The 20,615-nt window shown below is 74.1% G+C and carries 18 protein-coding genes; 10 read left to right on the top strand and 8 right to left on the bottom strand.

What is annotated here, in order from left to right:
- Nucleotides 1-29 precede the first annotated feature (29 nt).
- The 4 genes from ABZ836_RS12580 to ABZ836_RS12565 all read right to left on the bottom strand — a co-directional run bounded on the left by ABZ836_RS12580 (nucleotide 30) and on the right by ABZ836_RS12565 (nucleotide 5,346).
- Entirely contained in the window at nucleotides 30-1,286 is a 1,257-nt protein-coding gene (locus ABZ836_RS12580; RefSeq protein WP_361141668.1) for an acyltransferase, read from the bottom strand.
- A gap of 105 nt (nucleotides 1,287-1,391) precedes the next feature.
- Entirely contained in the window at nucleotides 1,392-3,116 is a 1,725-nt protein-coding gene (locus tag ABZ836_RS12575; RefSeq protein WP_361141666.1) for an FAD-dependent oxidoreductase, read from the bottom strand.
- Between the two features lie 211 nt (nucleotides 3,117-3,327).
- The gene (locus ABZ836_RS12570; protein ID WP_361141664.1) at nucleotides 3,328-4,071 is read right to left on the bottom strand and encodes a hypothetical protein; all 744 of its coding nucleotides are present in this window, start codon (nucleotides 4,069-4,071) and stop codon (nucleotides 3,328-3,330) included.
- 207 nt (nucleotides 4,072-4,278) lie between these two features.
- A complete protein-coding gene (locus tag ABZ836_RS12565; RefSeq protein ID WP_361141662.1) occupies nucleotides 4,279-5,346 on the bottom strand; it encodes a VOC family protein in 1,068 nt (355 codons plus the stop codon).
- A gap of 416 nt (nucleotides 5,347-5,762) precedes the next feature.
- Here ABZ836_RS12565 and ABZ836_RS12560 point away from each other — a divergent pair, with 416 nt between their 5' ends.
- From ABZ836_RS12560 to ABZ836_RS12535, 6 genes are all read left to right on the top strand, one after another.
- Nucleotides 5,763-6,206 carry a MarR family transcriptional regulator gene (locus ABZ836_RS12560; protein WP_356129404.1) on the top strand — a complete coding sequence of 148 codons (444 nt, stop codon included), beginning with the start codon at nucleotides 5,763-5,765 and terminating at the stop codon, nucleotides 6,204-6,206.
- 417 nt (nucleotides 6,207-6,623) lie between these two features.
- Complete coding sequence (locus ABZ836_RS12555; RefSeq protein WP_356129406.1) at nucleotides 6,624-7,880, top strand: sedoheptulose 7-phosphate cyclase; 1,257 nt, start codon at nucleotides 6,624-6,626, stop codon at nucleotides 7,878-7,880.
- Nucleotides 7,877-8,674 carry a cupin domain-containing protein gene (locus ABZ836_RS12550; RefSeq protein ID WP_361141660.1) on the top strand — a complete coding sequence of 266 codons (798 nt, stop codon included), beginning with the start codon at nucleotides 7,877-7,879 and terminating at the stop codon, nucleotides 8,672-8,674. The genes ABZ836_RS12555 and ABZ836_RS12550 overlap by 4 nt, the downstream gene beginning before the upstream one ends.
- Entirely contained in the window at nucleotides 8,671-9,063 is a 393-nt protein-coding gene (locus ABZ836_RS12545) for a cupin domain-containing protein (protein WP_361141658.1), read from the top strand. The genes ABZ836_RS12550 and ABZ836_RS12545 overlap by 4 nt, the downstream gene beginning before the upstream one ends.
- An 87-nt stretch (nucleotides 9,064-9,150) precedes the next feature.
- Nucleotides 9,151-10,068: an NADP-dependent oxidoreductase gene (locus ABZ836_RS12540; RefSeq protein ID WP_361141656.1), complete on the top strand. Its 918-nt coding sequence runs from the start codon at nucleotides 9,151-9,153 to the stop codon at nucleotides 10,066-10,068.
- Between the two features lie 101 nt (nucleotides 10,069-10,169).
- A complete protein-coding gene (locus ABZ836_RS12535; RefSeq protein WP_361141654.1) occupies nucleotides 10,170-10,661 on the top strand; it encodes a MarR family transcriptional regulator in 492 nt (163 codons plus the stop codon).
- A gap of 174 nt (nucleotides 10,662-10,835) precedes the next feature.
- On the opposite strand, the gene ABZ836_RS12530 is transcribed toward ABZ836_RS12535, so the two are convergent.
- The gene (locus ABZ836_RS12530) at nucleotides 10,836-11,447 is read right to left on the bottom strand and encodes a TetR/AcrR family transcriptional regulator (protein WP_356129416.1); all 612 of its coding nucleotides are present in this window, start codon (nucleotides 11,445-11,447) and stop codon (nucleotides 10,836-10,838) included.
- A gap of 93 nt (nucleotides 11,448-11,540) precedes the next feature.
- Here ABZ836_RS12530 and ABZ836_RS12525 point away from each other — a divergent pair, with 93 nt between their 5' ends.
- The 3 genes from ABZ836_RS12525 (at nucleotide 11,541) to ABZ836_RS12515 (ending at nucleotide 13,874) form a co-directional block, all read left to right on the top strand.
- On the top strand, nucleotides 11,541-12,308 hold the full coding sequence (locus tag ABZ836_RS12525; RefSeq protein ID WP_356129418.1) for an SDR family oxidoreductase: 768 nt from the start codon (nucleotides 11,541-11,543) through the stop codon (nucleotides 12,306-12,308).
- A 96-nt stretch (nucleotides 12,309-12,404) separates the two neighbouring features.
- Nucleotides 12,405-12,758, top strand: coding sequence for a hypothetical protein (locus tag ABZ836_RS12520; protein ID WP_356129420.1), 354 nt, complete (start codon nucleotides 12,405-12,407; stop codon nucleotides 12,756-12,758).
- A 210-nt stretch (nucleotides 12,759-12,968) separates the two neighbouring features.
- Entirely contained in the window at nucleotides 12,969-13,874 is a 906-nt protein-coding gene (locus ABZ836_RS12515; RefSeq protein ID WP_356129422.1) for a transaldolase family protein, read from the top strand.
- 88 nt (nucleotides 13,875-13,962) lie between these two features.
- Here the strand turns inward: ABZ836_RS12515 and pabB are convergent, their stop codons facing one another.
- Both pabB and ABZ836_RS12505 read right to left on the bottom strand, forming a co-directional pair.
- Entirely contained in the window at nucleotides 13,963-16,065 is a 2,103-nt protein-coding gene (gene pabB / locus ABZ836_RS12510; protein ID WP_361141651.1) for an aminodeoxychorismate synthase component I, read from the bottom strand.
- 175 nt (nucleotides 16,066-16,240) lie between these two features.
- Nucleotides 16,241-16,972: a methyltransferase domain-containing protein gene (locus tag ABZ836_RS12505; protein ID WP_356129426.1), complete on the bottom strand. Its 732-nt coding sequence runs from the start codon at nucleotides 16,970-16,972 to the stop codon at nucleotides 16,241-16,243.
- Nucleotides 16,973-17,227: 255 nt separating this feature from the next.
- Here ABZ836_RS12505 and ABZ836_RS12500 point away from each other — a divergent pair, with 255 nt between their 5' ends.
- On the top strand, nucleotides 17,228-19,234 hold the full coding sequence (locus ABZ836_RS12500) for a helix-turn-helix domain-containing protein (RefSeq protein WP_361141649.1): 2,007 nt from the start codon (nucleotides 17,228-17,230) through the stop codon (nucleotides 19,232-19,234).
- Here ABZ836_RS12500 and ABZ836_RS12495 read toward each other — a convergent pair.
- Nucleotides 19,195-20,406 (bottom strand): transposase, encoded by a 1,212-nt coding sequence (locus ABZ836_RS12495; RefSeq protein WP_361141647.1) that lies wholly within the window; start codon nucleotides 20,404-20,406, stop codon nucleotides 19,195-19,197. The genes ABZ836_RS12500 and ABZ836_RS12495 overlap by 40 nt on opposite strands.
- Between the last annotated feature and the right edge of the window lie 209 nt (nucleotides 20,407-20,615).

Here is a 20,615-nt window from a genome sequence, read left to right as displayed (position 1 = left end):
GACGGGAGGAGGCGGTGGAACGTGACGGCTCAGTTGGTGCCCACGGTCACGGACCGGCTGCTGTCGCCGTCGTGCGCCGGGCGGGTGGGCTCCGGCGCCGCCATCGGTGCGGGTGCCGGTGCGGCCGCGGGCGCCGGTGCGGCTGCCGGCGTCGCCCGTGCCCTGCGGCTCCGTCGCGCCCAGGCCCGCATCACGGGCCGCTCGACGCCGATGTAGAGCAGCCAGGCCAGCAGCAGGCTCACCGCCGCGAGGAGCACCGCCGCACCGACGGCCTCGGCGGGCGAGTCCGCCTCCCGGAAGCCCAGCCGCTCCTGCGCGACGGACAGCAGGATCTGGTGGACCAGGTAGAACGCGAAGGACACCTCGCCGAGCCACACGCACACGCGGCCGCTCACCGCGCTGCTCCGGCCCCGCGCGTCGCCCGCCGCCACGGCGGCGATGAGCAGGGCGAACGGAGCGACGACGACGGCGTTGAGGGAGAACAGGAAGGGCACTTCGAGGCTCACCACGTACCCGACCGCCGTCAACGCCAGGGCGGGCAGCGCCCCCAGCCCGATCCAGCGGCCGGACAGGACGATCCGGGCCATCAGGATGCCGAGCAGGAAGTCGAGCACCCGGGCGGGCGGGAAGATGTAGACGAGCCACATCTGGGTGATCGAGTGGCCGTACAGCGGCGAGTTGGCGTGGTTGGGGCCGAACGTCTCGCCGGTGGGCAGCAGTTGGACGGCCAGGGGAAGCAGCACGATGGCCGCGGCCGTGCCGGCCGCCCACCACCACAGCCGCTCGGCGCGGATCCGTGACACCCGTCGGTGCAGTGCCGGGAACAGCAGGTAGAAGACCAGCTCGCAGGAGAGCGACCAGCTGGGGTTGTTGATGCTGAAGAAGACGTCGTCACGCGGGACCCATGCCTGCAGCAGCAGGAAGTTGGGGATGCCCTGTCCCCAGGTGGCGGAGACGTAGGCGTAGGAGGCCAGGGCGAGGAAGAAGGTGACGACGTGGTTGGGAAGGATCTTGGCCAGCCGGCGTCCCCGGAACGCGCCGGGGGTGTCGTCGTCGCGGGCCGACCAGGTCAGGACGAAACCGCTGAGGACGAAGAAGAACGTGACGCCCGCCCATCCGCCGTTCTTCAGCGCGGAGGCGAACGGCCCGTGGCCCTCGCCGTCGGTGGAGTAGGCGTCGAGCAGCGACAGGTGGAACAGGAACACCAGGAAGGCGGCGAAGAAGCGCATGCCGGTGAGGGAGGGCAGCCGGGACGAGCGGCCCGGGGCGGCCGGAGGAACGGACACGGAGATCACCTCGTCGAGTGGGTTCTGACGTGCGGGGTTCGGGTGGGCGCACGGCCCTGGGCGGGGCGCCGGCCGTCACCGGACGGCAGCGGCCGGCGCCCGGTGTCACACGGGCCGGACGGACTGGGCGTGCCGGAAGAAGTCGGTGGGGTCCCAGGCGGCCTTGACCTTCTGCAGCCGCCGGTAGCCGCTCTTGTAGTAGAGGTCGTGCCACGGCACGCCCGAGGTGTTCCAGCGCGGGTCGCCGAGGTCGACGTCGGCGTAGTTGACGAAGCAGCCGTCGACGTCCTGGTCGGGTACCGGCACACCGCCGGTCGCGGCGAACATGTCGCGGTAGCACTCCCGGACCCAGGCGATGTTGGCCTGGTCGTCCGCCGCGTCGTTCCACAGGGAGACGACCTGGTACTTGAGCACGGAGTCCCGCTGCGGCACCGCGGTGGCGTCGGGGGCGACCCGGTTCACCGCTCCGCCGTACGAGGCGATCATGAGGAGGGCGCCGGGGTTGTGGAAGTCGTCGCGGGTCAGGTGCCGGTAGGCGGCGGCGATGTGGGCGTCGGTGTAGTTGCGCCGGGCGTACACGGACTTGCCCTTGAACCTGACCGTGGGGTCCGGTCCGGTGAACCCGGGCCACTGCGTCGCGTGCAGCCACGGCATCCGCCGGTACTGGCGGACCTGGGGCCTGACCCCGACGCCGGCGCCGACCTCGGCGATGTACTCGCGCAGCAGCCGTTCGGCCCCGGGCGCGCCGGCGTCGACCAGCGAGTCGAGCACCACCGCGCCCGCCGACTTGTGGAAGGGCTTGAGCTGGCTGAAGAGAGCGGTGTACGGGGAGTCCGGCGCGCTGTTGCGCGCGTGCCAGTCACCGTGGTTCCACATGAGCCGGGTGAAACGGGCCTCGGTCAGCTCCTCCCACGGCCAGGCCACCTCGCTGAGCCACACCTCGCGGGGCGGGGTGGGGAGCTGCCCGGCCGGGTCGCTTCCCGTCGCGTCGGGAGAGCGGAGCCAGTAGCGCGTCACCACGCCGAAGCTGCCGCCACCGCCGCCGGTGTGCGCCCACCACAGCTCGCGGTGGGGGTCGTCGGCCTCGCGGGTGGCGGTGACCGCGCGCACGGTCCCGTCCTCCTGGACGACCACGATCTCGATGCCGTGGAGGTGGTCGACCGCCAGTCCGTCACGTCGGCTCATGGAGCCGTAGCCGCCGCCCGGTATGTGGCCCCCGGCAGCGACGGTGGGGCAGTTGCCGGCCGGGAGGTACACGCCCCAGCCCTTGTAGAGGCGGTCGTACACCCGGCCGAGCGCGGCCCCGGGCTGCACGGAGAAGGCCCGCCGGTGCTCGTCGTAGGTGATCTCGTCCATCCGGGAGAGGTCGATGACGACCTCCACCTCACGGCTGGTGGTGAAGTCCTCGTAGCAGTGGCCGCCGCTGCGCACGGCCAGCCGTCTGCCGGAGTCGACCGCCTCCTGCACGGCCGCGACGACGTCGGCCGTGGAGGTGGCCAGCACGATCCGGTCCGGGCTGCCGACCCAGCGCTGGTTGGTGCCGCGGCGCAGGTCGGCGTAGCGCCGGTCCGGTGGACGCACGGTGACCGGGGCCGGGGCCTGGGCCGGGGCCGGGGCGGCGGCGGATCCGCGGCCCGTCGGCGTCGCGACGGCGGGGCCCAGGCCGGCCGCGGTGACCGCGAGGGCGCCGCCCGCGGCGGCCGTGCCGGACAGGAACGCCCGGCGGTGGACCCCCGCGCGCGCCGTGCCGGTGCGGTCGGCACGCCGGGTGGGGCTGTCGGCCGCCGGCGAGTTGTGGGTGTCCGCGGTGCGGGGAGCGGAAGAAGGCATGAGTGATTCCTCGGAGTGACGGGACCCGGTGACGGGCCGGATGACGTGCGGGACGGGCCGGCGGCGCCGGCCGCGTGGGCGCCTGGGCGCGGGGCCGCGTGGGCGCTTGGCCACGTGGGCGCTTGGCCACGTGGGCCGCGACCGCACGGCCCCTGGGCGCGTGGCCCCTGGGCGCGTGGGCTGAGTGCGGAGGGCGAGGCGCCCGGGTGGGTCAGGGGGACGTCCGGCCCCGCGCGGCGGGGCTGTCGAGGGCGTCGAGGTGAATGCCGAACCAGTCGAGGATCCCGGCGACGCGACGGGCCTCCGCCAGGTCGGGGGTGGCCGGGCCGGTGACCGCGGCGCGCCGGGTGAAGGCCGACAGGGCTTCGGGGGACAGAGCTACGGCCGTGCCGGGGAGCAGGCACCGCTCCGCGTACTCGGCTCCCCGGTCGGGGCCGGCCGGGGGCCGGGTGGACCACAGCAGACGCGGTGCCGGGACGCCGCGGTCGAGGGCACGGGCCCAGTCCGGGGAGTTCAGGTCGCGCCGCAGCGCGTCGTGCAGCAGATGCGCCCCCGCGATTCCGGCGCGGTCCAGCATGGCCTTGGCCTCCCAGCCGCCGATGCGGTCGAGCCGGGCGTTGACCAGGGCGTCCACCGTGGCGACGGGGTATTCGACGACGACCGGGCCCGCCCCGGGGATGGCCTCCGCCGCGGACAGCAAGGTGCGCATCAGGCGCCGGTACCCGGCCGGTCCGTGGACGGGACCGACGACCAGGACGCCTCGCGCGGACCGGTCCCCGCCCGGTGCACCGTCGACGGCGGGCGGCAGCGTGTCGTGGACGGCGGGAGCCGCGTCGGCGAGGGCGGCGGCCGGCTCGCGGGAGGTACGGCGGCGGTCCAGCCAGAGTTCGGCCTCCGCCGCGGCTCCGCACGGCAGTTCGAGGGGACGGGTCGGTAAGGGACTGAGCGTGTTCATCGGGGTCACCTCTTCGGAGGGGATACCGGCCGGCAAGGACGTGCGGCGGCGCGCCACGGCGGGAAGCGGGAGTTGGCTGCCCGCGGGCTGCCCGCGGCCGAGGCCGGCATGCTGTGAGGAAACGTTCAGGCGGTGCGGTCGACCGTCGCCGGCCGGGTCGGGTCGGGTCGGGTCCGATCCGGTCAGGTCAGGTCAGGTCAGGTCAGGTCAGGGACGGTCGTGCCAGCGCAGAGCCCCGGGCGTGGCGCGCCGGGCGGTGGTCTGCGCCTCGTAGGGCAGCGACCCGTCCGGCATGTTGATGATCTCCATCTGGATGCCGATCGGGGTGCCGAAGTAGAGCCACCGGTCACCGGCGATCGGGCCTTCGGTGATCGTCTCCGGCTCGCCCATCAGGGTCACTCCCTCCTGTCGGCGCAGGTGGGCGGCGGCCGCGTCCACGTCGTCGACGAAGAAGGCCAGGTGGTGGCCGCCGACGTCGCTGTTGAGCGGGGGCCGGGAGCGCGTGGCGCCCCTGCCGCTCTGCCTCAGTTCGACGTTGGCGGTCGGGCCGGTGCGCAGCAGGACCCGGCGGCACCGCTCGGCTCCGGGCGGCCAGTGCCCGTCCGGCCCGTCCGCCGCGTCCTCGCGGCCCTCCACCACCTCGGCCCCGAGGACGTCGGTGAAGAAGGCGGTGGCGGCGTCGAGGTCGGCGACGGTGTAGCTCACGTGCTCCACCCCCAGCAGTCCCAGCGAGCGCTCCGCGGCGTTGGGGCGGGGGCGGGGCGTGGGGACGAAGCGCCTGCCGTCCCGCCGGCCGGGGCCGCCGAGCGAGAGCAGCATCCCCACCGGGGTCAGGAACCAGCGGCGCGACCCGTCACGGTCCGACGGCCCGAGGCGGACGGCGCCCGACCGGCGCAGGTGTTCCTCGGCCGCGCCCAGGTCGGTCACCGTCAGGGCCAGGTGATGGCCGCCGACGTCGTTCGGGCCGGGCGGTGAGGTGATCTGCCCCGGAGCGGCGTACTCGAAGAGCTCCAGATTGCAGTGGGCGCCGAGCCTGACCAGCGCCACCTGGGCCCGGGCGCGTGGATGCACGCCCAGTTTCCGGGTCATCCAGTCGCCGGAGGAGTCCTCCACCGGCCCTTCCCGGTAGCAGAGTTCGCCGCCCAGCACCCCGGTGAAGAAGGCGACGGCCTCGTCGAGGCGCGGCACCGTGAAGGCGTGGTGGTCGACGGCCCGTGCCGTGGGCAGTCCTGAGGATGTCGGCGACGGCGACGCCACCGAGACGGCCTTGCGCATGATTCCCCCTGAATCGGTGCGGCGTGTGCCGGTGACACCACGGCACACGGATGCCCGGACATCGGCTCCCGTGGCGACCGGGACCGACCGAGGGGACAGTAGGACAACTTCATTGCGCGCGCAAGAACCTCCCGTGGTGCAGAGCGTGCGGGACGCCGCCCCACAGACGGCGTGAACTGGGTGTCCTCGGGCCGGAAAGGACCGGAAGGACGTTCCACCCGGCAAGCACCTGCGGATCTCCTTGTGAAGGCATGTAAACGGCGGGGAACCGGAGGGTTTCCTTGCTCCTTGCCGTTTCGTATTCTGGGCAGGGTCCGGCCATCTCCTCCGATCCGGATCGAGCCTGCTCCCCCCACCGCGCTCGGAAGGGTCCTGGTGGCCGGCGGAACCCTCGGGCACCTGAAGAAGGCGGCATCATGCGAACGCGCAAAGAAGACAGCGTCGAGTTGTGGAGTCAACTGTCGGTTCTCGTCGCGGAGGTCGGGACCGCGCTGGACAGGAGACTGTCCGAGGACTTCGACCTGGGGCTCACGGACTTCCTCGCCCTGCGGGCGCTCTGCAACGGCGATCCGGTCGGCATCCGCATGAACGAACTCGCCCAGCTCCTCGGCCTCAACCAGTCGTCGGCCACCCGTGCCGTCCAGCGGCTGGAAGCCCGGGAGCTGGTCGAGAGGGCGGCGCACGCGACGGACCGCAGGGGTGTCGTGGTGCGCGTCACCGACGCCGGCCGCACCCTGGTGGCCGACATAGGGGGCCTCTTCCGGCGCGAGGTCGGCATGGCCCTGGAGGTCGCCTCCATGGACAGCCGGACCAGTTCGGTCGTGGCCAGGTTGCGCTACGCCCCCACCGGTGACCACTGACCCGGTCGGCTCCGGTCACACCCTCCGTCAACAGGCGGGGGGTTTCGTCGTCTCCGGCCACCCGGGCGCCGCCGCGGCGGGCCGGCCTTCTTGCGACGGCATGAAATCCGCGCGCCCTTCCGGACATCCCGGCGGCCCGAAAGCACGACAGATGCACAGGTCGAGCTGCTGAACGCCTCGCTCCTGGCCCCGTTTTCGGACAGAACCCCATCCAGCCACCCCCTGATGTCCTTGCGTGCGCAATGAACGATGTGTCAGGGTCTCTGCCGACGGAACGGGGGCGGGCCACGACGCGGTGGCCAACGACACGTGCCGGCGGCCCTGCGGCCCACGAGCCGTACGGCGGGCACGGGAGCGAACTGCCCCGACCGGATGCGCAGTGCGCCTGAATCGACTCCTCGACGGAGGCAGAAGCCGATGCAGCAGAAGACCCAGACCCCAGAGAGCAACGACGGCCTCTTCGCGGTGGGCAGCCCGGTCACCCACTGGTCGGTGCAGACCAGCAAGCCGGTGCAGTACGAGATCCGGGCCTGCGAGAACCTGCTCGCCCCGGAGAACCTCACCATCCTGGAGGACGCCTCGGACGGCGGACGCCGCCGCCGCTTCATCGTCACCGACCGCGTGGTCGACTCCCTCTACGGTGAGCGGGTCCGCGCGTACTTCGAGCACCACGGCGTCGAACACCGCGTGCTGGTCCTCGACGAGGGCGAGACCCACAAGTCGATGGACGCGGTGCTGCGGGTCACCGAAGCCCTCGACGCCTTCGGCGTCGATCGCCGGCGTGAGCCCGTGATCGCCATCGGCGGCGGCGTCCTGATGGACATCGTCGGTTTCGCCGCCAGCCTCTACCGGCGTTCCACGCCCTTCATCCGCATACCCACCACCCTGATCGGCCTGGTGGACGCGGGAGTCGGCGCCAAGACCGGGGTCAACCACAACGGACACAAGAACCGGCTCGGCACCTACTTCCCCGCGGACCGCACCCTGCTGGACCGGTCCTTCCTGGCCACCCTCGACGCACGGCACATCAGCAACGGCCTGTCCGAGATCCTGAAGATCGCCCTGATCAAGGACGCCCGCCTGTTCGACCTGCTGGAGCAGCACGGCGCCGACCTGCTGGAGGCCAAGCTGCAGAGCCCCGCGGCCACGGGTCCCACCCCCGCCGAGGTGCCGGTGGACCAGCGGCTCGCGGCGCGCGGCCTGCACCTCGATCCCGCGACCGAGGTGGTCGAGCGGGCCATCCAGGGCATGCTGGAGGAACTCCAGCCCAACCTCTGGGAGAAGGTGCTCGAGCGCGTCGTCGACTACGGCCACACGTTCAGCCCGACCATCGAGATGCACGCCCTGCCCGAGCTGCTGCACGGGGAGGCCGTGGCCGTCGACATGGCGCTCACCACCGTCATGGCCGAGCGCCGCGGACTCGTCAGCGGGTACCAGCGTGACCGCGTCCTGCGGGTGATGGAGCGGCTGGGCCTGCCGACCTGGCATCCGCTGTGCACGTCGGAGCTGCTCGGGGCGGCGCTGCGCGACACCGTGCGCCACCGTGACGGCAAGCAGCGGCTGCCGCTTCCGGTCGGCATCGGCAGCGCCGTCTTCGTCAACGACGTCACCGAGGCCGAGCTCGGCGCCGCGGCCGACGCGCTCGGGCTGTTGTCCTCCGGGGTCACGCGATGAGCGTCGCCTCCACCACCCGCCCAGGGGCGGCCGCCACCGTCCCCCCGGCGGACCGCGCCCCCCGCCCCTTCCGCTCGATCGGCACGGTCGCGGGCGCCGCGACGGTCCACGGGGTGCACGGAGCCGCCGGGCGCACGCACTGGAAGTGCTTCGCCGGCCGCCGTCAGCTGGCCTCCCCCACCGAGGCCGTCGAGTGGGCCTCCGTCCCTCCGGGAGGCCTGAGCGGGGAGCACCGCCACACCCGCACCGAGGAGATCTACCTCGTCCTGCGCGGACGGGGCGAGTTCCTCTTCAACGGCACTCCCCACCCCGTCCGTCCGGGCTCGCTCGCCCTGACGCGCCCCGGGAACGTGCACGGGCTGCGCAACACGGGCGAGGCCGACCTCGACTGGTGGGTCATCGAAACGCTCGCACCCGGCACCGACGCCGTCCTGTCCGGTGCCGCCTCCATCCACCCGGGAGTTCCCGCCATGGGCGATGTGGTCATCCACGATCTCTTCAAGGAGAGGGCCGTCTCCACCGACGGCGTCTTCACCGGCCCGCTGCGCCAGGTGGAGGCCGTCGAGCTCGAGCCCGGCGGGCGCACCGTACTGGGCGCGCCCGACGCGGAACTGGCGGTGTTCGTGCACGAGGGCGAGGGCCGGGCCGCCTCCGGGGACGCCACGGCCGCCCTGTCGTCCGACACCTGCGTCACCCTGGGAGCGGGCACCTCCACCACGGTCTCGGCGACGTCCGCGTTGCGGTTGCTGATCGTGACGCTGGCCGTTCCCCCGCGCCCCGAGGAGGCGTCGTGATCGTCTCCACGGTGGACGAGCCGGTGCACGGCGCGGTCGGCCTCGACACGACCGCCACGGCCGCGTGGACGTGCCTGGTGCGCCGCGGGATGCTGCACAGCGAGTGCGAGGCGGTGGAGCACTGGGTGCTCCCGCGCGGCGCCGTGCTGGCGGCGACCCCGCGGCACGGGGTGGAGGAGGCGCTGCTGGTGCTCGAGGGCGAGCTGCGGCTCACCACGGAGACCGGCGACCGCGCCGTACGTGCGGGGCAACTGGCACTGGTGCCGCACGGCCGCACGGCGCGGCTCGCGGCGGACCGCACCGAGGTCCGGTTGATCACCGTGCGGGTGCTCGCCGCTTCCGTCGCCGACCGGCTGCCACCCCGCGTCCCCGAACTGGTCCCGCGGTGAAGGACGCGGCGCGCCACGGTCCGCCGTGGCGCGCCGCGCGCACCGCTTCCCCCGTACCCGCACACCCCCACGAAAGCGAGCAGGCCCATGCGCGCCGTAGTCCTGTCCACGTACGGCGGCCCGGAAGGGCTGTCGGTCTCCGAGCTGCCGGAACCGGCCGCTCCGGACCCGGACGGCGTTCTCGTCCGTACCGCCGCGGCCGCGATCAACCCCGTCGACCTGCAGACCCGTGCCGGCCTGCACGCCGGACACAGCGCGGTCCACCCGCCGATGGTCCTGGGCTGGGACCTCGCCGGAACCGTGACCGCCGTGGGCGGCGCCGTCACCGGCTTCCGCGTCGGCGACCGGGTGGTGGCGATGTCGGCGCAGATGGCCACCGGCCGCGGGACCTACGCCGAGGTCGTGGCCCTGCCGGCGGACATCGTCGCGCACGCCCCGGCCTCCGTGCCGCTCACCGTCGCGGCCGGGCTGCCGCTGGCCGGCCTGACCGCCCGGCAGGCGCTCGACCGCCTCGCCCTGCCCGAGGGAAGCTCGGTGCTGGTCACCGGCGCCGTCGGTTCGGTCGGCGGCCTCGCGGTGCAGCTCGCGCGGCGGCGCGGTCTGACCGTGGTGGCCCAGGTCCGGTCCGCCCGGGACGAGGAGCAGGCGCGCGCCCTGGGCGCGCACCGGGTGGTGGACGGGGCGAACCTTCCGGTGGCCGACCTCGACGGCCTGCTGGAGACGGCCGGGCTGCCCGGGGCGATCGGCGCCGTGCGGGACGGCGGACGCGCGGTCTCCATCGTTCCCACCAGGGCGCCGGTGCCGGAACGCGGCGTCCGGGTCGCCGTGTCCCACGTGGAGCAGGACGGCCCAGGGCTCGCCGAGCTCGCCGCGCTGGTGGACGCGGGAGAGCTGCGGCTGCGCACCGCCCGGGAGTTCGCCTTCGACGACGCGTCCGAGGCGCACCGCCGGCTGGCGGCCGGCGGTGTGCGGGGCAAGCTGCTCCTGCTGCCCGACGTGCCCTGAAGACGTGTCCTGACGCCGTGCCCTGACGACGTGCCCTGACGTGTCCTGGTGACTCCGGCGCCGACCGGACGACGGAACGTGACGACCGAGGACAGTGACCCGTGACCGAGCTGACCGAGCCGCACGACAACGAAGTGACCGACTCCGACGCGGAGACCGCCTCACGGCTGTGGGAGCGGATCGTGCCCATGTTCTCCCTGCTGGAGGGGAGGCTGGACCACACGCTGAAGCGCCGGCACGGAATCGGCCTGGGGCAGCTGATGGCCCTGGGGGCGCTGGCGAGGGAGCATCCGGGGTCCGTGTCGGTGAGCGGTCTCGCCCGGCGGCTCGGGGTGAGCGTCTCGGCGGCCAGCCGCATGCTCGCGCAGCTGGAACGCACGGGACGGGCGGTCCGGGTGGCCTGGCCGTGCGACCGGCGGGCCGGCCGCGCCACGGTCACCGAGACCGGCCTTGACCTGTGGAACCGGGCCTGCCACACGCTCCACCGGGAGCTGTCGCTCTCCCTGGGGACCTTGCGGTTCGACGAGAGGTACGCGCACCTCGTGGCGCGCCTGTGCCGGACGGAGGCGGACCAGGACCCGTCCGCCGAGTGACGCGGACCTTCCGGGACGCGCCGGAAGGAGCCGAGCGCCGGGGGGGGAGCCGGGAGGAGCCGGGGGTGCGGGCCGGCGTACGGCCGCCGCCCTCGCGGCGACCCGGGCCCCGGCCTGGGCGGTGCCCCGGCCGGCGGGCGGCCCGGCGGTGGCCCGGCGGCGGGCGGGGATGCCTCAGGCCGAGGGCTCGGGCCAGGCCGCCATGGCGTACTCGGCCGCGCGCCGCAGCTCGGCCGTGGTCGCCCCGTCCCGCGCCTGCTGCGACATCCCCTGGACGACCGCGGCGAAGTACACCGCCAGGGCCCGGGTGTCGGTCCCCTCGGGGAGCGATCCACCGGCCTCGGCGTCCTTCAGCCGCGTCTCGAAGGAGCGCACGTTCGCCACCCGGCGCTCGCGCAGGGTCCGCTCGACGTCGGCCGTCTGCGGGGAGTAGTTGGTCGCCGCGCTGATGACCAGGCAGCCCGCGGGGTGCTCCGGAGAGGTGTAGGAGACCGCCGCCTCGTCCAGCATCCTCGCGAAGCCCGCGCGGGGGTCGTCCTCCCCGTCCAGCGCGCTCTCCATGAACGCGCCGAAGGAGCCGCCGTAGCGCTCCACGACCTCGGCGAAGAGCGCGCGCTTGTCGCCGAAGGCGGCGTACAGGCTCGGCGGTGAGATCCCCATGGCGGTGGTCAGGTCGGAGATGGACGTGCCCTCGTACCCGTGCTGCCAGAACATCAGCGTGGCCCGTACGAGCGCCGCCTCCCGGTCGAAGCTGCGCGGCCTGCCGCGTTTCGCCGTCGTCGTCATGACCTGAATTTTACAGCGATCGCTAGAGAATTGATGTAGAGTATTTGCGTAGTCATCGCTACAAAAAACTTCGACAGGGGAAAAGGAGAGGTCATGGGTGCGCTTGCGGGCAAGGCGGCACTGGTGACGGGTGGCAGCCGGGGGATCGGGCGGGCGATCGCCCAACGGCTCGCGGGCGCCGGCGCGGTGGTGGCCGTGCACTACGGACGCGACACCGCGGCCGCCGAGGAGACCGTCGGCGCGATCCGCGCCGCGGGCGGAACCGCGTTCGCGGTCCGCGCCGAGCTGGGCAGCCCCGGTGACGTGGAGACCCTCTGGGAGGGATTCGACCGCCAGATCCTGGAGCACTCCGGCGACGTCGGCCTCGACATCCTGGTCAACAACGCCGGCATCACGCCGCGGGGCGAGATCGACCAGACCACGGTCGAGGCGTTCGACGAGGCCGTCGCGGTCAACATGCGCGCGCCGTTCTTCCTCACGCAGCAGGGACTCAAGCGCCTGCGGGACGGCGGGCGGATCATCAACGTCTCCTCCGGGGCCACCCGGATCGCGCTCACCGACATCATCGCGTACGCCATGACCAAGGGCGCCGTCGACGCCTTCACCCTCACCCTCGCCAAGGCCCTCGGCGGCCGCGGCATCACGGTCAACGCGGTGGCGCCCGGCATCATCGACACGGACATGAACGCCGCCTGGCTGCGCGGCAACGAGGCGGCCGAGAAGGCCGCGGCCGACCTGTCGGCCCTCGGCAGGGTCGGGCGTCCCGAGGACGTGGCCGACGTGGTCGCCTTCCTCGCCTCCGACGAGGCCCGTTGGGTGACCGGGCAGGTCGTCGACGCCACCGGCGGCTCCCAGCTCTGACCGGCGACGCCCCGCCGGGGGACCGCATCCATGCAGGGGTGTCGACGGCGACACCACGCTCACTCGCACGACACACAGGCTGCAGCTGGAGGCTCCATGCACGTCGTCATCGCCTGGTGGGACAAGCGGCGCACCGCAGCGGTCGGCGCACCGGGACCGCACCCGTCCGCAACCGCCGGCGCCCGACTCGAGGATCCGGGTCCGCTCACCGACGAGTTCCCCGGGCTGCGGAGCGGCCAGTGGATCACGGAACCCACGGCGGACCTCCAGGGGCTCGCCCTCGTCTGGGACTCGGCGGTCAGTGCCGAACTCTCCCTCCCCGCTCTCTGCGAGCGGACGTTCGGCTGCGCCCCGTCCCACCGGTGGGTCTTCGAACTCCGCGACGCCCCCCGGCGGCACGAGGGCGCCAGGGACCTGCCGTCCGAACTGGAGCTCCTGCTCCACGCCTGACGGCCGCGCTCCGCCCGCGCCGCCGGGACGCCGTCCGGCCCCCAGCCGCCGTACCCCCTCCGATCCGCGCTCCCGCGGAGGTGAGAGGGTGCGGCGGCTCCTCCGTGTTCCGGCGGCGCCCGCCCGACCTGACAAGGGTGAGGCGGACTTGACAGCGTCTGCGGGATGCGATCGACCTGCCGGCCGGGGCGGGCATAGCTTCGGAGCGTGATGACGGTAGAAGCTAGGAGGCTCTTCAGGAAGCTCGCCGCCGAGGGGGTCTCGCCCTGGTGGGCGGTCTCACCGTGGGACGACACGTCGGTGCTCGACGCCGTGGCGTGGGGCTTCCGTGGCATCCGGATGCCGCTGGGAGCGGCGTACGGCGCGGTCCGCGCCGCGTGCGACGCGCTGCGGGCGGACGGCGGTTTCGTGACCCTCGCCGCCACGGCCTGGGAGCGGGTGGACGATCCGGCGACCTGGGTGGCGGCGGCACGGGCGCTGTGGAGCGCGGTGGACCGGCCGAACCTGCTGATCGGCGTCCCGGCGAGCCCCGCCGGGATCGCCGCCGTGACGGACTGTCTCGCGGAGGGCATCGGTGTCGAGTGCACGTCGGTGTTCTCGGTGCGGCAGTACGACGCCGTGCTGGAGGCCCAGCGCGCCGGACTGGAGCGGGCCCTGGCCCGCGGCGTGGAACTGAAGAGCCTCGGGGTGGCCGCCTCCAGCGATCCGGGGCTGCTCGACGCGGAGGTGAACGCCCGGCTCGACCGGCTCCCCCGCGGTGCGGCGAGCGGGCTGCGCGACACGGCGGGTCTGGCGACCGCCCGGCTCCTGTACCGGGCGCGGGAGACGGCGCTGTCGTGCGGGAACTGGCAGCCGCTGCGGAACGCCGGCACCCGCCCGCCCATGCTGCTGTGGTCGGTGACGCGGCCCGAGCAGGTCCGGTCCCTGGTCAGCTGGAACACCGCGCACGTGATGACGGTGGAGACCGCGGAGGCGGCGGCCCGCAGGGACAACCTGGAGGGCGACACCCTGATGGGCCGGCACGCGCAGTCCGCGCTGGCGCTGCGGCTGCTCGCGGAGCGGGACGTGGACGTGGAGGCGGTCGGGGCGCACCTGCTGCGGGCCCGGTTCGGCTGACCGGACCGGGCCCGCGGCGTCGGGGCGGAGCGTCACCGCGGTGGCGTCAGGGAGGGGGCGTCACCGCGGTGGCGTGAGGGCGGCGGCGTCACCGCGCGGGGACGCGCACCGGGTCCGAGAGGTCCCGGGCGGTGGCGGAGGCCAGCGCGAGCAGCGGGGCCGCCTTGACGACGGTCTCCTCGAACTCCGCCTCGGGGTCGGACAGGGCCACCACCGCGCCGCCCACCCCGTACCGCAGCCGCCCGGGGGTGGCGACGGCGGTGCGGATGACCACGCTGAAGTCCGCCGCGCCGGAGAGGGAGAGGTAGCCGACGGCCCCGGAGTACACCCCGCGCGGGCCGTTCTCCAGCCGGTCGATGATCTCCATGGTCCGGACCTTCGGCGCACCGGTCATCGACCCCGGGGGGAAGGCCGCGCGCAGGCAGCGCACCGCGCTGCTGTCGCGGCGCAGCCGGGCGGTCACCGTGCTGACGAGCTGGTGGACGGTGGCGTAGCTCTCGACGGCGAAGACCGGGTCGGCGCGCACGGTGCCGGGTTCCGCGCACCGGCCGAGGTCGTTGCGGACCAGGTCGACGATCATCAGGTTCTCGGCGCGGTCCTTCTCGTGGGTGCGCAGGTCCGCGGCGAGGGCGGCGTCCTGTGCGGGGGTGGAGCCGCGGGGGCGGGTGCCCTTGATGGGCTTCGACTCGGCGATCCCGTCGGACGAGATCCGCAGGAACCGTTCGGGAGAGGTCGACAGCACGGACAGGTCGCCGAACCGGAGCAGGGCGCCGAACGGGGCGGGGCTGGTGTGCCGCAGGAAGCGGTACGCCTGCCAGGGGTCGAGGTCGCCGTGGACCTCGGCCATGTTGGTGAGGCATATCTCGTAGCTCTCCCCGGCGGCGATCTCCTCCTGGCACGCGCCGACGAGGCCGAGGTAGGCCTCGCGGTCGTGACGCAGCCGCACCGGGCCCGGGGCGGCGGGGGGTTCGGGGCGGCCGGGCGGGGCGGCGCCCGCGAGTGCGGCGAGCCGCCGGCGGGTGTCGTCGAGCCAGTTCCGGGCGTCGCGGGTCGCGCCTGCCTCCGCCAGGGCGAGCAGGTGGGTGGTGCCGGTCCGGTGGTCGAGGACCAGGGCCCGGTCCGCGAAGACCATCACGGCGTCGGGCTCCTCGGCGCGGTGGCCGGGCAGCCCGCCGCACTCGGCCTTGAGCCCGTAGCCGAGGTAGCCCGTCCAGCCGAGGGCGAAGTCGCAGGGCAGGTCCGGCACGTCGACGTCGAGGGAGGCGAGGTCCTGGTCGAGCCACTGGAGGAACGGGCCCTCGACGGTCTCCTCGGACGTCGCCGAGCGCACGGTGACGGTGCGGGTGGCGACGTCGGCCGTGGCGACGCGGGCCAGCGGTCCGGAGGCGTCGCCCATGACCGAGAACCGGCCCTGCTCGTCGCGGCGGCTGCTGTCCAGCCAGAACGCGTGGTCGCCGTCGGAGAACAGCCGCTCGAAGAGGATCTCGTCGTCGCAGGGGGTGGGGACCCGCGCGCTCAGGACCCGCAGGGGACGGGCCGGGGTGGCGGCAGCGGCACCGGCGGGCGCCGTCGGGGATGCCGACGCACCGGTGGCAGGGGCCCGGCGGCGGCCGGCGCCCGCGCGGGACAGCGCGAAGAAGTTCGCCAGCAGTTCGTCGCCGTACTCGGAACAGATGGACTCGGGGTGGAACTGGACGCCCCACAGCGGCCGTTCGCGGTGCCGCAGGCCCATGACCACCCCGTCGGGCGTCCAGGCGGTGACCTCCAGGTGCTCCGGGAGGCCGGTCACGGCGAGCGAGTGGTACCGCACCGCCTCGAACGGCGAGGGCAGTCCCGCGAAGAGCCCGGCGCCCTCGTGCAGGACGGGCGAGGTCTGCCCGTGCCGGGGTCTCGGGGCGCGGCCGACGCTCGCGCCGTGCAGCAGGCCGATGCCCTGGTGGCCGAGGCAGATGCCGAGCAGCGGGAGCTCGGCGCGCTCGACGATCTCCCGGCAGATGCCGAAGTCGGCGGCGCGTTCCGGGGTGCCGGGTCCCGGTGAGACGACGACGTTGTCGAAGTCCGCGAGCAGACCGGGGTGCCAGTGCGGATCGTCGTTGCGGACGACCGTCGGCTCCTCGCCGGTGACGCGCGCGATCTGGTGGACCAGGTTGTAGGTGAAGGAGTCGTAGTTGTCGACGAGCAGGGTGCGCATGGACGTGATTCCCTCGTCGGGTCGAGTCGAGTCGGTGGGGTCGAGTCGGTCGATTCGAGTCAGCTCAGGTCGGCTCAGGTCGGCTGAGGGCTCGGGCCGGATCAGGTCGGCCCGGGCCGGATCGGGCCGGACCGGTCGGCGGTCGGGCGGCGGTCAGGCGCCGGTCAGGCGCCGGTCAGGCGGCCGGCACGATCTGCAGGAGCACGTGCTCGACGAGGTCGTCGCCGTACTCCCCCTCCCGGACCGTGCGGCTGTCCAGCAGGCGCAGCTCGCGGCCGGCCTCGGCGGCCATGCGGGACAGCAGGGAGTGGTCGCCCCGGCTGCTGAAGTGCAGCAGGGCCCGCCCGCCGGGCGTCGTCCGCAGCGGCGCCTGCTCCAGGTAGCCGCGGTGCGACCGGTATCCGGCGTCGACGTAGGCGCGCTCGTGGTCCGACTCGTACTGGTAGTGGTCGGGGCCGAGCACGTAGTTCGAGCTCCAGAAGACGGTGTCGAACCGCTCGTCGTCGGCGAGCCCGGAGAACAGGTCGCCGTGCACGGCGGTGACCCGGTCGGTCACCTCGTGGCGGCGCGCGTTGACGGCGGCGTTGCGGACCGCCTGGGGGTTGATGTCCGAGGCGACGACGGGGCCGTGGCCGGAGAGCGCCGCGGTCACCGCGATGGCGCCCGTGCCGCAGCCGATCTCCAGGAACGAGCCCCGGTGCGTCCGGTCGCCGGTGGGCCCGGTGAGTCCGAGCAGGTCCAGGGCGACGCCGGTGGACGGCGAGTACAGGGGCGCGAACACCTCGTCGAGGAGGTCCCACTGCCGCCCGGCAAGGGTGAAGACGGAGGGCCGGTCCGCGCGGACGAGGGACTGGCGGCTGCGCTCGAGCGAACGCCGGTAGTCCTGCACCTGCGATGTGTTCGGCATGAGGGTCTCCACTGTTCCGTTCCGTTCGGTGGCGTCGCACCGTGCGACGCCTGTGGTGCCGAGCCTGACGGGAGGGAGGTGAGTGACGGAAGGTGCCCGGACGACAACGGATGGTGGCCACGGGGGTGATCGCGCCACCGTCGTGCGCGTGAACTGGCCTTATCCCCGTGAGGGGCAGAGGTCCGGTTGACCCCTGACAAGCATCTGATCTAGCTTTCCCTCGATCTCGCACCTTTGCCTGGGGGGAGCCGCAGGATGCCGGCCAGTGAGGGACTGCTCGAGAGGTACGCGCTCGCCATGCTCGACCTGCTGGCCAGGGAGGCGCCCGTCGAGCACTTCGAGGAGCTGGTCCGGGAGGCGGCCCGGGAGGGCGCCGGCGAGGACGCGTTGGCGTCGGTGACCGCCGCCAAGAACCGCTCGCTGGAGGTCAGGCAGCTGTTCGCCCGGCGTCAGCAGCGCGAGGCCGGGCTGTCCGCGCTGGTCGACACCGCCCGCGACCTGACGCAGCCCTACAACCTGGACAGCCTGCTGACCGTCATCACCCGCAGGACCCGCCTGCTGATGGGCCTGGACATGTCCTGGGTGAGCATGCTCGCCGAGGACGGGTCCTCCCGTGTGCAGGCCGCGGACGGGTACGCCTCGGCGATCACGGTCGGGTTCCTGGTGTCGAGCGGCGGCGGGGTGGGCTGGCAGGCCCGGCAGCGGGTCGCCCCCTTCTGGACGCCCGACTACATGAGGGACGACACCTTCACCCACGACGAGGCCATCGACCACGTCGTGCGGTCCGAGGGGCTGCGGGCCGTGATGGCGATCCCGCTGCGGTACGAGAACGCGACGATGGGCGTGCTCTACGGCGCGGACCGCAACGTCCGGCACTTCCTGCCCGACGAGATCTCGCTGATGACCTCGCTGGCCGACCTGGCGGCCGTCGCCATCGAGCGGACCCGGCTGCTGGAGCGGACCCGCACCGAGGTCGCCTCGCTGGCGGGCGAGGTCACGCGGGCCGAGGAGTCCTCCACCGCGGCGCACCGGCTGCACCGGGTCCACCGGAGCCTGCTCCACCAGGCGCTGGGCGGGGGCGACCTGGACGCCCTGATGGAGCGGGCGGCGGCCGAACTGGGCGGGGCGCTGCTGCTGCGCGATCCCGTCGACAAGCACCTCGCGCACACGCCGGACCTCCCGGCTCTTTTTTCGGGCCCCGGCTCAACTCGCGTAGACCACCCCGCGGTCGACCGGGTCTGCCTGGACGCGCGGGCCACCGACGGGCTCGTCAGGGGTGACGACGGCGCGGGCGGTGTGCTGCTGGCCGGCCCGGTCACCGGCGGTACGGAGAACCTCGGCACCCTGGTGCTGTGCGGTGCGCGGGCCCCGTCCGAGGAGCAGGAGCGGCTGCTGGACCTGGCCGCCCAGGCCGTCGCCGTCCACCTGCTGCTGCAGCGCGGCACGGCGGTGGCCGAGGGACAGGTCAGGGACGAGCTGCTGCACGACCTGCTGCACGTCTCCCAGCTGCCGCGGGGCCAGCTCGCGGCCCGGGGCCGCCGCCTCGCGGTCGACCTCGGCGAGCCGCACGTCGTCGTCGTGGCGCGGCCCGAGGGGGGTTCGCAGAGCCGGGCCAACGCCTGGGCGGCGGCGTACGCGCAGCGGCTGTCGGGGCTCAAGTACGTCGACGGCGGCCACATCGTGCTCCTGCTCCCCGGTGACGATCCGGCCGGCGCGGCCCGGTCGGTGCAGCGGGAGCTGTCCGCGGTGCTCGGCCATCCGGTGACGGCGGGCGCGGCCGGGCCCACCGCCGCGCCGGACGAGGTCCGGCACGTCTACCGGGAGGCCCAGCGGTGCCTGGAGACGCTCACCGCGCTGGACGGCACCGGCGGTACCGCCTCGCCGGACGAACTCGGCTTCCTGGGGCTGCTGCTGTCCGAGAAGCAGGACGTCGCGCGGTTCGTCGGCTCGGCGATCGGGCCGGTGCTGGAGTACGACCGCCAGCAGTCGACGGAGCTGGTGCGGACGCTGGAGGCGTACTTCGCCTCCGGCAGCAGTCCCACGCGGGCGGCGGAGCTGCTGCACGTCCATCCGAACACGGTGTCACGGCGGCTGGAGCGGATCACCGAGCTGCTGGGCCCGCACTGGCAGGAGCCCGCCCGGGCGCTGGAGGTGCAGCTGGCGCTGCGGCTGCACCGCACCCGGCACCTGCTGGCCGAGGGCGACGGCGCCGCGGCGCCCGGTCAGGCGCTGTGGGCCTCCACCGGTTCGGGCACCCCGTAGTCCGCGTCGGCGAGCACCCGGGCGGCGTAGGCCACCGAGGCCAGCGTGGTGTGCCGGTGCCAGCCGTTGAACGACCGGCCCACGAAGTCCCGCAGCCCGACCTCCGACCCCGTGGTGGCGCAGTCCCAGGCCGCCCGCCGGGCCAGCTTGGCCAGGCGCAGCAGGACCGGGGGCGGGGTGCCCTCCAGGTCGGTCAGCCAGAACTCCGTCGGCGGCCGGCCCGGGTCGCTCCACTCGCCGAGCAGCAGCCCCGGACGTCCGCGGTGCTCGCCGGTCCGGGGCAGGACCACCGGCACCCCCACCACCAGTGAATGGCGCACGGACTCCTGACCGCCTGACGGGTCGGTCCAGCGCACGGGGCGGCGCAGCGCTCTGACCGAGTCGGTGACGCGCTGCGCGCTCAGTGGGCCCGCGCCGTAGCCCGGCAGCGACGGCTCGCGCACGGTGACCGGGGCGGAGCCCGGGATCCGCACCAGCAGCGGCGCCCCGGCGGCCTGGTACCGCCGGAACGTCGCGCCCGGGTCGGGGCCCGTCGCCCCCAGCACCACGGGCAGGCGCGGCAGCCCCCACCGCAGCGTGTCCCGCACGACCGCCGCCGCGCACTCCTCCAGCGTCTCCTCGGCCGTCCCGTCGGGGATCTCGGCCCTCCGGCGCCGCTCCGGGTCGCGGAGCCAGCCGCCCGGCAGGTGCAGCCGCCAGTTGACGGGGGCGCTCGACCGCTCGGAGGCGAACCACAGGCCGAACGCCTGCTGGCCGTTGTCCGGCCGGCCGGGGCCGGGCGCGACGTGCCGGCCGACGCCCACCGAGTGCTCGCCCACCTTGGGGATGACCATCGGCTGCACCACCCAGGCGGTCGGCGGCACGACCTCCTGCAGGTGGTGGGCCAGTGCCTCCCGCATCGGCGTCCACGTCCAGGTGGAGGCGGAGATGAGGTGGTGCAGGCTCTGCTCGGCCGCACCGCCGCCGACGGCGGAGGCGATCCGGCGCACCGACTTGCGGCCGTCGGCGCGGAGCAGCCCGCGCACGTACTGCTCGGCCCACCAGCGCTGGTCCTTCCTGCGCAACGCCCCCGGGAAGAGGGCGGCGGACAGTTCCGCGACGACGTCCGTCGACTCGTGGACGGCGGCCCACCCGGGGTCCGCCCAGGCTCCACCGGGAAACGTTGCGCTCATGGTCACCCTGCCTCTCGCACGGCCGACTCCGACGCGTCCCAGACTGCCCAGTGACCGCCCTCCGCGAGGAGGTGTCACCAGGACCCTCTCGGGCCGCCGCGGTGGTGGCCGGACCACCGTCACCCCGCCGTCGGACACCGGTGGCGCCCGCTCCGACGGGGTCCCGGGTGGTGGGCCGGCCACCACCGCGGCGTCCCCGCACGGCCGTG

The sequence above is a fragment of the Streptomyces sp. NPDC047130 genome, from assembly GCF_040643475.1.
In the GTDB taxonomy this organism is placed as follows: Bacteria; Actinomycetota; Actinomycetes; order Streptomycetales; family Streptomycetaceae; genus Streptomyces.
Note: the sequence above shows the minus strand (reverse complement) of the source record. Positions and strands in the feature narration are given on the sequence as shown.